The organism is Paraburkholderia ultramafica (assembly GCF_902859915.1).
GTDB lineage: Bacteria > Pseudomonadota > Gammaproteobacteria > Burkholderiales > Burkholderiaceae > Paraburkholderia > Paraburkholderia ultramafica.
Window position 1 is genome coordinate 23,921 of sequence record NZ_CADIKK010000006.1, and the last position, 13,722, is coordinate 37,642.

A 13,722-nucleotide genomic window follows, 5' to 3' on the forward strand; every position below is an offset into this window, starting at 1 on the left:
GAAAGCAACACCATGTGGAACAACGTTCGCCAGCTCAATCTCGCCGCCAACGCACTGCACGCGTTGCTGGTGCTCGTGCTGCTGGCGGCGGGCGGTTACTGGCTGATCCAGCGCCCGAATTTCGCGCTGCGCGAAATCCAGATCGACGGCGACACCGAGCACATCAATTCGCCGACGGTGCGCGCCGGTGTAGTGGGGCGGTTGAAGGGCAATTTTTTCACGGTGGATCTCGACGTCGCGCGGCAGGCGTTCGAGCAGATGCCGTGGGTGCGTCACGCGAGTGTGCGGCGAGTCTGGCCGAACGCGCTGGCTGTCACGCTCGAGGAGTACAAACCGTTGGGGACATGGGGCAGCGATCAGCTGGTCAGTGTCGACGGCGAGCTGTTCACCGCGAATCAGGGCGAGCTCGAAGAGGAGCTGCCCGCGTTCGATGGCCCGGACGGCACGGCGAAAGAGGTGGTCGCGCGGTATCGCGACTTTCAGAAGTGGTTTGCGCCGTTGGGCGCGACGCCCGAAGAAGTGACGCTGTCGCCGCGTTACGCGTGGACGGTGAAGCTGTCGAACGGCACGCAGGTTGAACTGGGACGCGAACGCAATCAGGACACGCTGCTCGATCGCAGCAAGCGCCTGACGGCGGCGTGGAGCGCGGTGACGCAACGTTGGGGAAAGGATATCGAGTATGCGGACTTGCGCTATCCGAACGGTTTCGCGATTCGTGCCGCTGGCATGCGCTTTATCAGCGAACCCGACAAGGGCAAGAAGTAAACGGACATCACACGCAATGAGCACGCTATGAGTAAAGACTATAAAGATCTGCTGGTCGCCCTCGACATCGGGACGTCGAAGGTCGTGGCCATCGTCGCCGAGTTGAAGGGCGAAGGTCACTACGAGGTGATCGGCCTCGGTCAGAGCGAATCGAAGGGGCTCAAGAAAGGCGTGGTGGTAAATATCGAAGCCACCGTGCAGTCCATTCAGCGCGCGCTCGAGGAAGCCGAGCTGATGGCCGACTGCAAGATCACGAATGTGTTCACCGGGATCGCCGGCAGCCATATCCGCAGCTTCAATTCGAGCGGCATGGTGGCGATCAAGGAGAAGGAAGTCACGCAGACGGACGTGGCGCGCGTGATCGAAACGGCGAAAGCGATCAACATCCCGACCGATCAGCAGGTGCTGCATATCCTGACGCAGGAATTCATCATCGACGGCCAGGAAGATGTACGCGAGCCGATCGGCATGAGCGGCATTCGCCTCGAAGTGAAGGTGCACATCGTCACCGGCGCGGTGAGCGCGGCGCAGAACATCGTCAAGTGCGTGCGCCGCTGCGGGCTCGAAGTGAACGATCTGATTCTGCAACCGCTGGCGTCGTCGCTCGCGGTGCTGACGGAAGATGAAAAGGAACTCGGCGTGGTGCTGGTCGATATCGGCGGCGGCACGACGGACATCGCGATTTTCAGCGAAGGCGCGATCCGCCATACAGCGGTGATTCCGATCGCCGGCGACCAGATCACGAGCGACATCGCGATGGCCTTGCGCACGCCGACGCCGGACGCCGAAGACATCAAGGTCGATTACGGCATCGCCAAGCAGGCACTGGCCGATCCGGACGAGATGATCGAAGTGCCGGGTCTCGGCGAGCGCGGTCCGCGCACGCTGTCGCGCCAGGCTCTGGCGGCAGTGGTCGAGCCGCGTGTCGAAGAACTGTTTTCGCTCGTGCAGCAGGTGGTGCGCGAGTCGGGTTACGAGGAACTGCTGAGCTCCGGCGTGGTGCTGACCGGCGGCGCGTCGATGATGCTCGGCATGGTTGAACTGGGTGAAGACATTTTCCTGAAGCCGGTGCGCATCGGCGTGCCGGAATACGCGGGCGGTCTCGCCGACGTCGTGCGCAATCCGCGCTATTCGACGGCAATGGGTCTGCTCGTCGAAGGACGCTCGCAACGCATGCGCGGCCGCAAGGTCGCGGTGCAGTCGGGGTCGATGGGACAGGTCTTCACGCGGATGAAGGACTGGTTCCTCGGCAACTTCTAACGCATTCGTTTTACAGAACGGGTTTCAGAAAATACGCGCCGGTGCCGGCGGCCGGCGCGCGACAGGGGGTTGCCCGATCTCCTGCCGAATAACGGCCGAGTGGCTGTAATTTTTTATCTTGACGGAGGCAACATGGAATTCCAGATGCTGGAAACCGAAACGAACGGCACCATCATCAAGGTGGTCGGAGTAGGTGGCGCTGGCGGCAATGCCGTTCAGCACATGATCAACAAAGGCGTGCAAGGCGTCGACTTCATCGTGATGAATACCGACGCGCAGGCCCTGTCGCGTTCGCGTGCCACCGCGGTGATCCAGCTCGGCAACACGGGTCTGGGCGCAGGCGCCAAGCCGGAGATGGGCCGCGCCGCAGCCGAAGAGGCACGTGAGCGCATCGCCGACGCACTGCTTGGCGCACACATGGTCTTCATCACGGCCGGCATGGGCGGCGGCACGGGCACGGGCGCAGCGCCCGTGGTCGCGCAGATCGCCAAGGAAATGGGCATCCTGACCGTTGGCGTGGTCAGCAAGCCGTTCGAGTTCGAAGGCGGCAAGCGCATGCGCGTCGCTGAAGCCGGTTCGCAGCAACTGGAGGATCACGTCGATTCGCTGATCGTCGTTCTGAACGACAAGCTGTTCGAGGTGATGGGCGACGACGCCGAGATGGACAAGTGCTTCCAGTGCGCGGACGACGTTCTGAACAATGCAGTGGCCGGCATCGCGGAAATCATCAACGTCGACGGTCTGGTGAACGTCGACTTCGAAGACGTGAAGACGGTGATGGGCGAGCAGGGCAAGGCGATGATGGGCACGGCGACGGTCGCCGGCGTCGATCGCGCGCGTCTGGCCGCCGAGCAGGCTGTCGCCAGCCCGCTGCTGGAAGGTGTGGATCTGTCGGGCGCGCGTGGCGTGCTGGTCAACATCACGTCGAGCCGTTCGCTGCGTCTGTCGGAAACGCGCGAAGTGATGAACACCATCAAGAGCTATGCTGCGGAAGACGCAACCGTGATTTTCGGCGCGGTGTACGACGATGCAATGGGCGATGCGTTGCGTGTGACGGTCGTGGCAACGGGCCTGGGCCGTGCGGCCAAGAAGCAGCAATCGGCACCGATGACGCTGTTGCGCACCGGCACCGACAACCAGCCGATCGGCGCGATGCAGCACGCAGCTTACGCACCGTCGGCGTCGCACGCGAGCACGGCCGATTACGGCGCGCTGGACACGCCGGCAGTGTGGCGCACGTCGCGCGATACGGCCGCTTCGCACGTTCAGGCGCTGCAGGAAAAAGGCGTCGACACGTACGACATTCCGGCATTCCTGCGCAAGCAGGCGGACTGAGCGCGCGAGCAGGCTTTCGTTGCCGCGCTGTGTTCAGCAGCGCTGGCGGACGAATGCAACAGCGTGGCGGGTGAACGGCGAACAGGCCGCGTATCGTCAGATTCGCGGCAAGGACAAGTGCCCTCTTCGGATTCGCGAAGCGGATTGGGTGACTGTCGCCGGACGGCGGAGCTTATAGTTGGCTTATGCCGAGTGCGGCCCGGCCGATCGCGGCCCGGCCTATCGCGGCCCGGCCGGATTTCACTGCGACACGACGGCGTGCGAGCACGCTTCGCATCGATGCAAAGGACTGAGCATGATTCAAGCAGGTGACAAGCTGCCCGACGCGACGCTCTTCGAGTTGGTTGAAGACGAGCGGGCGGGCTGCACGATCGGGCCTAACAGCTTCGACGTGCGCGAGCAGACGGCGGGCAAGCGTGTGGTGATCTTCGGATTGCCGGGCGCGTTCACGCCGACCTGTTCGGCCAAACATGTACCGGGTTATGTCGAGCTCGCCGAGCAGTTGCGCGCTGCGGGCATCGACGAAATCTGGTGTGTGTCCGTCAACGACGCGTTCGTAATGGGCGCGTGGGGACGCGATCAGCACGCCTCGGGCAAGGTGCGCATGATGGCGGACGGCAGTGCGGCTTTCACACGGGCGCTCGGTCTCGAGCAGGATTTGTCGGCGCGCGGCATGGGAATCCGTTCCCAGCGCTACGCGATGGTGGTCGACGACGGCGTGGTCAAGACGTTGAACGTCGAGGCTGCCGGCAAATTCGAAGTCAGCGATGCAGGGAGTATTCTCGCCACGTTGAGCTAGTTGCGTGGGCGTCGTCCTTCGCCGCAGCCCCGCGCATTCTTGCGCGTTGCGCCAGGGCAACGGTGAGTAAGACGCTTTTGTGACAGGCCGTTACGCGGGCCGATGACCGGAAACGCCTCCGTTCCGGACATCGGCCCGTCACGCTTTCCCTGACGGGCGCCATTGGGTAATGCAGCGAAACAGATTGATACGTTCCGTGCTACGACGCTCCTTAGGGTATTGGAGTATAATCCGCGCTATGGAAAAAAAAGTCCCGATTGGGATTTTCAATCGAACAGAAGATCACCATGTTGAAGCAGCGCACTATCAAATCAATCGTCAAGACAGTTGGCATCGGTCTGCACTCCGGCCGTAAAGTCAATCTGACGCTCCGCCCCGCAGCGGCGGACACTGGCATCGTGTTTTCGCGCGTGGATTTGCCCACGCCGGTGGACATTCCTGCGTCGGCGATGGCGATTGGCGATACGCGCCTGGCTTCCGTGTTGCAGAAAGACGGCGCGCGCGTCTCGACTATCGAGCATCTGATGTCCGCATGCGCCGGTCTCGGCATCGACAATCTTTATGTCGACGTCACCGCCGAAGAAATTCCGATCATGGACGGCAGTGCCGGTTCGTTCGTGTTTCTGATCCAGTCGGCGGGTATCGAAGAGCAGAACGCGGCGAAGAAATTCATCAAGGTCACCAAGCCGGTTGAAATTCGTGACGGCGACAAATTCGCGCGCCTCGATCCGTACTTCGGTTTCAAGCTCAAATTCACGATCGACTTCCGTCACCCGGCTGTGGACAAAACCGGCCAGGCGCTGGAAGTGGATTTCGCCAATACGTCGTACGTGCGGGAAATCGCTCGTGCTCGCACGTTCGGTTTTGCGCATGAAGTGGAAATGATGCGCGAACTCGGTCTGGCGCGCGGCGGCAGCATGGACAACGCGATCGTGCTCGACGAATACCGCATTCTGAACAACGACGGCCTGCGCTACGACGACGAGTTCGTGAAGCACAAGATGCTCGACGCGATCGGCGACCTGTATGTGGTCGGCCATCCGTTGCTGGCCTCGTACAACGCGTACAAGTCGGGTCACGGCCTGAACAACGCGCTGCTGCGCGAGTTGCTGGCGCACGAAGATTCGTACGAAATCGTCACCTTCGACGACCCGCAGAAGGCGCCGCGCGGCTTCGCGTACGAAACGCAGACGGCCTTCGCATAAGTCTTTGTTTGACACTGCAGACGCAAACGCATGACAAAAACGGCCCGCAAGGGCCGTTTTTTTCGTCTAGCGATTTCTCCGATGCCGGGCCGCCATTCTCGCCAGCGCTTCCTGCAGCGGCGACGGCGCGAGCGATTCGCTCAGCGCGTGCAGCGCGTCGGCGCCGACCGGCGTCATGCGCGCCTGTTTGACCCGCGGCGGCTCCTTGGCCGGCTGCGGCCGCACGCGAATCCTCAACGCGTTGACCGGCCAGCCGCGTTGCTGCAGATCCGCCAGCAGCCGCGGCTCGAGATGCCGCAAGCGCGCCGCGAGCGCGTTGTGTGCGGCAAATAGCGCCAGCACGCCGTCCTTGATGAAGCCGGGTTCGACGCTCGTCGCCAGATAGTCGGGCAGCAGCGCGCGCAGATCCTTCTCCAGCGCCGCAATCTGCTCGACGCCCGCGCGCAGGGCCGCGAAGGCGTCCGTGCGATTGAGCACCTCGGCGACAGGCTGCGGGCGGCGCGCTTTGAACTGCTGGGGCGGCGGCCTTGAAAAGGACGAAAAACGGCTCATGTTTGACGGTAACGGCGTGTTCGCACCCTATGCGCGTTCACGCTGCGATTGTATCGTGCGGGATGCACGCGGGCCCGTCTCAATGCGTACGGTCAGAAGTCGCCGCGGCGGGCCTGGGAGGCCCTGCCGCCGTCGCGCCTCTGACACGGGCGCAGCCGGGGGCGCGTGCTAAAATGCCCGATTCGAATTCACTCTTGGACTAAGCCGCCGAGGCCCTTCCGACCCCGGAGCGCACGTGCATGAACCGCACGCCGCGACCCAGCCGAAGCCGCGACGCAGACACCGATCCGATGACCACCGGTTTCCTACAGAAGATTTTTGGCAGCCGCAACCAACGGCTAGTCAAGCAATATCAAAAGACCGTCGCGGCGATCAATGCGCTCGAACCGCAGATCGAGCAATTGACGGACGATCAACTGCGCGCCAAAACGGGTGAATTCCGCCAGCGCATCGCGAGCGGCGAATCGCTCGACAAGCTGCTGCCGGAAGCCTTCGCGGTGTGCCGCGAGGCCAGCAAGCGGGTGCTGAAAATGCGCCACTTCGACGTGCAGCTGATCGGCGGCATGGTCCTGCACTACGGCAAGATCGGCGAAATGCGCACCGGTGAAGGCAAAACGCTCGTCGCCACGCTGCCGGTGTACCTGAATGCGCTGTCGGGCCGCGGCGTCCACGTGGTCACGGTCAACGACTACCTCGCGCAGCGCGACGCCGAATGGATGGCGCGTCTGTACAACTTCCTCGGTCTGTCGGTCGGCATCAATCTGTCGCAGATGGATCACGAAGCGAAGCAGGCAGCGTACGCCGCCGACATCACGTACGGCACGAACAACGAATTCGGCTTCGACTATCTGCGCGACAACATGGTCTACGAGACCGAAGCGCGCGTGCAGCGAGCGCTGAATTTCGCGGTGGTCGACGAGGTCGACTCGATCCTGATCGACGAAGCGCGCACGCCGCTGATCATCTCCGGCCAGGCCGAAGATCACACCGAACTCTACGTGCGCATGAATGCGCTGCCGCCGCTGCTCGAACGCCAGATCGGCGAAGAGAAAGCGGACGGCACCGGCGTCGAAAAGCCGGGCGACTACACGCTGGACGAGAAGGGCCGTCAGGTGTTCCTGACCGAGTCGGGCCACGAAAAGGCCGAGCGCCTGCTCGCCGAGTGGGGCCTGATCGGCGAGGGCGAGAGCCTGTACGCGCCGCAGAACATCACGCTGATGCACCACGTGTACGCGGCCCTGCGCGCGCACACGCTGTTCTTCAAGGATCAGCACTACGTCGTGCAGAACAACGAAGTGATAATCGTCGACGAGTTCACCGGCCGTCTGATGGCGGGCCGCCGCTGGTCGGATGGTCTGCACCAGGCTGTCGAGGCGAAGGAACACGTGAAGATCCAGAGCGAGAACCAGACGCTCGCCTCGATCACGTTCCAGAACTACTTCCGCATGTACGCGAAGCTGTCCGGCATGACCGGCACGGCCGACACTGAAGCGTACGAATTCAACGAGATCTACGGTCTCGAGACGGTCGTGATCCCGACCAACCGTCCGCCCAGGCGGCTCGACAAGCAGGATCAGATCTACAAGACCGCCAAGGAGCGTTATGACGCGGTGATCCGCGACATCCGCGATTGCCATGAGCGCGGTCAGCCGGTGCTGGTCGGCACCACGTCGATCGAAAACTCCGAGCTGCTGTCACATCTGCTGAAGCAGGCCGGGTTGCCGCACGAAGTGCTGAACGCGAAGCAGCACGCGCGTGAAGCCGAGATCGTCGCCGAAGCAGGCCGGCCGAAGCGCATCACGATCGCCACCAACATGGCCGGTCGCGGTACCGACATCGTGCTCGGCGGCAACGCGGAAAAGCAGGCGTCGTTCATCGAGCAGGACGAGACGCTGGCCGACGGCGACAAGCAGCGCCGCGTCCAGAAGCTGTACGACGAATGGCAGGCGCTGCACGATCAGGTGAAGACCGCGGGCGGTCTGCACATCATCGGCACCGAGCGTCACGAATCGCGCCGGATCGACAACCAGTTGCGCGGCCGTGCCGGCCGTCAGGGCGACCCGGGTTCGTCGCGCTTCTATCTGTCGCTGGAAGATCCGCTGCTGCGCATTTTCGCCGGCGACCGCGTGCGCGCGATCATGGACCGTCTGAAGATGCCGGAAGGCGAGGCGATCGAGGCGGGCATCGTGTCGCGTTCGATCGAATCGGCGCAGCGCAAGGTTGAAGCGCGCAACTTCGACGTTCGCAAGCAATTGCTCGAATACGACGATGTGTCGAACGATCAGCGCAAAGTGATCTACCAGCAGCGTAATGAGTTGCTCGAAGCGAACGACATCACCGAGACCATCGGCGCGATGCGTCATGGCGTGATCGCCGACATCGTTCACCAGTTCGTGCCGGCGGGCAGCATCGAAGAGCAGTGGGACGTGCCCGAGCTGGAAGAAGTGCTGCGCAACGAATGGCAGCTCGACCTCGCGATCCAGGAAATGATCAACGAGTCGAACTCGATCAGCGCGGACGAGATTCTCGAAGCGGTCGAAGCCGCCGCCGATGAAGCGTACGAGGCGAAGGTCGAACTGGTCGGCCGCGAATCGTTCAGCGCGTTCGAACGCTCGATCATGCTGCAGACGCTGGACCGCAGCTGGCGCGAACATCTGGCCGCGCTCGACCATCTGCGTCAGGGCATCCATCTGCGCGGCTATGCGCAGAAGAACCCGAAGCAGGAATACAAGCGCGAGGCGTTCGAACTGTTCGCCGCCATGCTCGACGCGGTGAAGCTCGAAGTCACCCGCGTGGTGATGAACGTGCAGATCCAGTCGCCGGAACAGTTGGAAGAGGCCGCTGAGCAGTTGGAAGAACAGGGCAGCCATCTCGAGAACGTCGAATTTCGCCACGCCGAGTTCGCCGAAGCCGCCGCCGCAGCGCCCGTCGCCGCCGAAGCGGCCACCGCCGCGATGATCGGCGACGCGATGAGCCACGGCCATAGCCACGGCGCTTCGCCGCATGCGGGCGCGGACAACGTGCCGAAGGTCGGCCGTAACGACCCGTGCCCGTGCGGCAGTGGCAAGAAGTACAAGCAGTGTCACGGCAAGATCGTGTAATGCCGAAGGCGGCGCGCTCCTGAGCGCGCCGCGTTGTTTTACGCAGTGCTTTGCAGTTGTTTTCGCGGTGGTCCGGCAACACGCCCGGGCCATCAGTTCCCGTTTCCTCGATGCCGGCGCCTGCCGGCATTTTCTTCGACAGGTCGCAACCATGGCTGTCAATTTCCCCTCGATCGATCCCGCTCAACTCCATCCGATCGCCGGCGTTACGCTCGGCTGGGCGGAGGCGAATATCCGCAAGCCGAACCGTAAGGACGTGCTGGTCATTAGCGTCGACGAAGGCGCTACGGTGGGTGGCGCGTTCACGCAGAACCGTTTCTGCGCGGCGCCCGTCACGCTGTGCCGTGAGAATCTGGAGCGCGTGCGCGCGGGCGGCAAGCAGATTCGCGCGCTGGTGATCAACACCGGCAACGCGAACGCGGGCACGGGCGAACCGGGTCTCGTCGCTGCGCGCGAAACTTGCGCCGAACTCGCGCGTCTGGCGGACCTCACAGCGGAACAGGTGCTGCCGTTTTCGACGGGCGTGATTCTCGAACCGCTGCCGGTCGATCGTCTGAAGGCCGGTCTGCCGGCTGCGCTGGCCAACCGCAAGGAAGCGAACTGGTACGACGCCGCGCAGGCGATCATGACCACCGACACGCTGCCGAAGGCCACCTCGCGCCAGGTCACGATCGACGGCCATACGATCACGCTGACCGGTATCAGCAAGGGCGCCGGCATGATCAAGCCGAACATGGCGACCATGCTCGGCTTCCTCGCGTTCGACGCGGCCGTCGCCCAGCCGGTGCTCGACACGCTGGTCAGGCACGTCGCGGACCGCTCGTTCAACTGCATCACGATCGATGGCGATACGTCGACCAACGATTCGTTCATCCTGATCGCATCGGGCAAATCGAGCCTGCCGGTGATCACGTCCACCGATTCGCCCGCTTATGCAGCGTTGCGCGACGCGGTGACCGAAGTCGCCCAGACCCTCGCACAGCTGATCGTGCGCGACGGCGAAGGCGCGACCAAATTCATGACTGTACATGTCGAAGGCGGCTCGAGCGTCGGCGAATGTCGCCAGATCGCGTATGCGATCGGCCACTCGCCGCTCGTGAAGACGGCCTTCTACGCGTCGGACCCGAACCTCGGCCGCATTCTGGCGGCCATCGGCTATGCCGGCGTGGACGATCTCGACGTCGGCAAGATCGATCTGTATCTGGACGACGTGCTGGTCGCGACTGCCGGCGGCCGCAATCCGGCCTACCGTGAAGAAGACGGTCAGCGCGTCATGAAAAAGAGCGAGATTGGCATTCGTGTCGTACTCGGCCGCGGCAATGCGCAAGCCACGATCTGGACTTGCGATCTGTCGCACGACTACGTGAGCATCAACGCCGACTATCGTTCGTAACCAGGTTCATTGCGCGGCCTCTGGCCGCTTACTTCACCGTCATGGACAAACTCGAACAGTTTTTGACCCGGGCCGAAGCCGTGCTCGTCCGCCTGGAAGCCATGCTTCCGCCTGCCGAACCTGCAATCGACTGGTCGGCCGCGGTCGCCTTTCGCTGGCGCAAGCGCCAGGGGCGCGGCTACCTGCAGCCGGTGTCCGCCATCTCGTCGATCACGCTCGAGGATCTGCAAAACATCGAACGCCAGAAAGGGCTGATCGAGCAGAACACGCGTCAATTCGTGCACAGGCAGCCGGCCAACAACGTGCTGTTGACGGGCGCGCGCGGCACCGGCAAATCGTCGCTGATCAAGGCGTGCCTGAACGCGTACGCAAAAGACGGCCTGCGTCTGATCGAAGTGGACAAGGACGATCTGCACGATCTCGGCGATATCGTCGACCTGATCGCGAAGCGGCCGGAGCGCTTCGTGGTGTTCTGCGACGACCTGTCGTTCGAAGACGGCGAGTCGGGCTACAAGGCGTTGAAGGTCGCGCTCGACGGCTCGATCGCCGCGCAGTCGGACAACGTGCTGATTTACGCGACGTCGAACCGCCGCCATCTGTTGCCCGAGTACATGAGCGACAACGAGACGTACAAGCACATGGCCGACGGCGAAATTCATCCTGGCGAGCTGGTCGAAGAAAAAATCTCGCTGTCCGAGCGATTCGGGCTGTGGGTCAGCTTCTATCCGTTCAAGCAGGACGACTACCTGTCGATCATCGCTCACTGGCTGCGCTATTTCGGCTGCGACGACGCTGAAGTCGAAGCGGCACGTGGCGATGCGCTGGTGTGGGCGCTCGAACGCGGGTCGCGCTCAGGGCGCGTCGCGTGGCAGTTCGCGCGCGACTGGTCCGGCCGGAAGACCCCGGCATGAGCGACGCGCAGAACAACGCCGCCGGCCGGCCGGTGACGGAAGTCGCCGTCGGCGTGCTGATTCAGCCGGACGGACGCTATCTGTTGGCGCAACGTCCCGCGGGCAAGCCGTATGAAGGCTACTGGGAGTTTCCGGGCGGCAAGCTGGAAGCGGGCGAATCGGTCGAAGCCGCGCTTGCGCGTGAACTGCATGAGGAGCTGGGTATCGACGTGAAGGCGAGCCATCTTTGGCATACGCTCGAACACGATTACCCGCACGCCTATGTGCGGCTTTTCTTCTGCAAGGTGACGCAGTGGTCCGGCGAGCCGCACGGCCGTGAAGGCCAGGCTTTTGTCTGGCAGGCGCTGCCTGCCGACGTCGCGCCGCTGTTGCCGGCGACCATTCCTGTGCTGGAATGGCTCGCGGCTGAAAAGAACTGATGGGCAAAGGCGCGCGGTAGCGGGCGCTGAGCTAGCAGCGCCCGTCCGCGCGGCCCTCACAATGGGCCACGCTCAATGCGGGTTGTAATCCCCGCCAGGCGTCCCGTCCGACGGCGCTTCCTGATCGGTGCCGCCAATCTTGTACTTCTCAGCGGCCCAGGCGCCGAGATCGATCTGCTTGCAGCGATCGGAGCAGAACGGGCGGAAGCGGTTTTCAGGGGTCCAGCGGACATCCTTGCCGCAGGTGGGGCATTTGACGACGGTAGGCATACGGTCAGGCAGTCAATCGCGAACGGAACAAGTAACGAATATAGGGCATTTCGCGCCGCTTTAAAGGCGCGTTCCCTCGATCCGGATTTAGCGGCCGAGCGTTGCGGGCCTGATTACAGGCTGCAAAGCGTGAGCTGGAACGGTACGTCGACATCCACCGCACGCGGACGCAGATCGCCGTCCTGCACCGTGAAACGTACCCAGAGCATGTACTTGTTAGCGCTTGCCTCGGGAATTACCCGCAATTCAGGCGCCACCCGAACCTGCATCAATTGATACGAACGGCCCGACAGCATCTGCTGATAGCTGCCCTGCATCGCCATCACCTTGGACGCCTGGCCGGATTCGCGCGCGAGCCGCAGAACGATGGTCGCCGCGTCGCGCAGCGGCAGCAGCGGCGTGACCCATTTGGCGATGTCCTGGCGGCGCTGATCGGGATGAAGCTGCTGCCACGCATAGTAGGACGGCAGATCGAACTTGCAGGTGCCGCCCGGGATGATCGCGCGGCTGCGAATGCTGGCAAGCCACTCGTTGTCGGCAAGATGCTGGCCGGTCTTGCCCTGCATCTGCGCAAGTCCCGCGAGGGTCTGTTCGATTTCGCCGAGCACCGCCTCCAGCGCGTTCTGCTCGATGCCCGGATTGCCGCGAAACGGCGCCAGCGTTTGCCGTTGGCGCTCGAGTTCCTTCATCAGATCGGACTTCAGATCTGCGCGACCCGCAACTTCTGAGATTTCGAACAACGTTGTCAGTGCGACGTGATGTTCCTTGGCGTCTTCCTGAGTCAGAAAGAACGTGAAGCGCTCGAACAGGTCTTCGAGGCGCAGCAGCGTCCGGATTCGCTCGTTGAAGGGATACTCGTAAAGGATCAAGCGGGCTCGCCTCGGGCGTGGTCGGTGACGGGAATGCAGAACATTCTAATGCCGCGAGACTACCCTAGCAATGACGCACTTTTTCAGCGTGCTTTCGCAACTTTTTTCACGTGTTCCGGGTGGTTTCTGCGTGCTTCGGCTCGCGCGCTGCCGCAAAGTTCAATGAATGGGCGAAGACTGGCGCGCTGTCTTCGTGTGCTGTGCGTGGATTCGTCTGGCGCACGGCGCGAGTTCGGCTCACGCGCTCGCGAGGGACAGATACGCGCGATGCTGCGCATCGACTTGTGCTTTCAGCGCGTCGAGCGGCGCGTTGTCGTTGTCGATCACGTCGTCGGCGGCGGCGAGGCGCGCTTCGCGCGTGGCCTGGCGGGCGATGATCGCCAGCACCTGGTCGCGGCTGAAGCCGTTGCGGCTCATGACGCGTGAGATCTGCGTGTCGACGCTGCAATCGACGCTCAGCACGCGGTTCACGCGGCCCTTCCAGCTACCGGACTCGACCAGCAGCGGCACCACGACGATCACGTAAGGGCCTTGCGCTTCGCGCTGCTCGCGTTCGGTCTCCGCACGAATCAACGGATGCGTGATGGCTTCGAGGCGTTTGCGGGCGCCGTCGTCGCTGAATACGAGCTGACGCATGCGGGCGCGGTCGAGCGAGCCGTCGGCGGCGACGAACGCAGCGCCGAATTCGGCGGCAATCTGCGGCATCGCGATGCCGTGCGGTGCGGTGATGCGATGCGCGATCAGGTCCGTGTCGACCAGCGGCACGCCGTGCGCGGCGAACAGATCGGCGACGGTCGATTTGCCGCTGCCGATGCCGCCGGTCAGTCCCACAACGAACATGCT

The 13,722-nt window shown here is 63.1% G+C and carries 13 protein-coding genes; 9 read left to right on the forward strand and 4 right to left on the reverse strand.

The annotated features are described in order from the left end of the window. Positions 1–12 precede the first annotated feature (12 nt). The 5 genes from HV744_RS07955 (at position 13) to lpxC (ending at position 5,364) form a co-directional block, all read left to right on the forward strand. The gene (locus tag HV744_RS07955) at positions 13–765 is read left to right on the forward strand and encodes a cell division protein FtsQ/DivIB (RefSeq protein ID WP_175148988.1); all 753 of its coding nucleotides are present in this window, start codon (positions 13–15) and stop codon (positions 763–765) included. A 27-nt stretch (positions 766–792) separates the two neighbouring features. Further along, positions 793–2,025, forward strand: a complete 1,233-nt coding sequence (ftsA, locus tag HV744_RS07960; protein WP_007180311.1) for a cell division protein FtsA — start codon at positions 793–795, stop codon at positions 2,023–2,025. 132 nt (positions 2,026–2,157) lie between these two features. Continuing rightward, complete coding sequence (ftsZ, locus tag HV744_RS07965) at positions 2,158–3,360, forward strand: cell division protein FtsZ (RefSeq protein ID WP_175148989.1); 1,203 nt, start codon at positions 2,158–2,160, stop codon at positions 3,358–3,360. A 295-nt stretch (positions 3,361–3,655) separates the two neighbouring features. Then, positions 3,656–4,159, forward strand: coding sequence for a peroxiredoxin (locus HV744_RS07970; RefSeq protein ID WP_175148990.1), 504 nt, complete (start codon positions 3,656–3,658; stop codon positions 4,157–4,159). 287 nt (positions 4,160–4,446) lie between these two features. Further along, on the forward strand, positions 4,447–5,364 hold the full coding sequence (gene lpxC / locus HV744_RS07975) for a UDP-3-O-acyl-N-acetylglucosamine deacetylase (RefSeq protein ID WP_175148991.1): 918 nt from the start codon (positions 4,447–4,449) through the stop codon (positions 5,362–5,364). A 66-nt stretch (positions 5,365–5,430) separates the two neighbouring features. On the opposite strand, the gene HV744_RS07980 is transcribed toward lpxC, so the two are convergent. Continuing rightward, the gene (locus tag HV744_RS07980) at positions 5,431–5,916 is read right to left on the reverse strand and encodes a DciA family protein (protein WP_175148992.1); all 486 of its coding nucleotides are present in this window, start codon (positions 5,914–5,916) and stop codon (positions 5,431–5,433) included. A 290-nt stretch (positions 5,917–6,206) separates the two neighbouring features. On the opposite strand from HV744_RS07980, the gene secA reads away from it, so the two are divergent. From secA to HV744_RS08000, 4 genes are all read left to right on the forward strand, one after another. Further along, complete coding sequence (secA, locus tag HV744_RS07985) at positions 6,207–9,017, forward strand: preprotein translocase subunit SecA (RefSeq protein ID WP_175148993.1); 2,811 nt, start codon at positions 6,207–6,209, stop codon at positions 9,015–9,017. A gap of 151 nt (positions 9,018–9,168) precedes the next feature. After that, the gene (gene argJ / locus HV744_RS07990; protein ID WP_175148994.1) at positions 9,169–10,410 is read left to right on the forward strand and encodes a bifunctional glutamate N-acetyltransferase/amino-acid acetyltransferase ArgJ; all 1,242 of its coding nucleotides are present in this window, start codon (positions 9,169–9,171) and stop codon (positions 10,408–10,410) included. 41 nt (positions 10,411–10,451) lie between these two features. Then, positions 10,452–11,321, forward strand: a complete 870-nt coding sequence (locus HV744_RS07995) for an ATP-binding protein (protein ID WP_175148995.1) — start codon at positions 10,452–10,454, stop codon at positions 11,319–11,321. Beyond that, the gene (locus tag HV744_RS08000) at positions 11,318–11,740 is read left to right on the forward strand and encodes an NUDIX domain-containing protein (RefSeq protein WP_175148996.1); all 423 of its coding nucleotides are present in this window, start codon (positions 11,318–11,320) and stop codon (positions 11,738–11,740) included. Before HV744_RS07995 ends, HV744_RS08000 begins: the two co-directional genes overlap by 4 nt. A gap of 72 nt (positions 11,741–11,812) precedes the next feature. On the opposite strand, the gene yacG is transcribed toward HV744_RS08000, so the two are convergent. From yacG to coaE, 3 genes are all read right to left on the reverse strand, one after another. Further along, entirely contained in the window at positions 11,813–12,010 is a 198-nt protein-coding gene (gene yacG, locus HV744_RS08005; RefSeq protein ID WP_175148997.1) for a DNA gyrase inhibitor YacG, read from the reverse strand. A 113-nt stretch (positions 12,011–12,123) separates the two neighbouring features. Further along, positions 12,124–12,879 carry a cell division protein ZapD gene (gene zapD / locus HV744_RS08010; protein WP_175148998.1) on the reverse strand — a complete coding sequence of 252 codons (756 nt, stop codon included), beginning with the start codon at positions 12,877–12,879 and terminating at the stop codon, positions 12,124–12,126. A 237-nt stretch (positions 12,880–13,116) separates the two neighbouring features. After that, the gene (gene coaE / locus HV744_RS08015) at positions 13,117–13,719 is read right to left on the reverse strand and encodes a dephospho-CoA kinase (protein ID WP_175148999.1); all 603 of its coding nucleotides are present in this window, start codon (positions 13,717–13,719) and stop codon (positions 13,117–13,119) included. Positions 13,720–13,722: the final 3 nt, after the last annotated feature.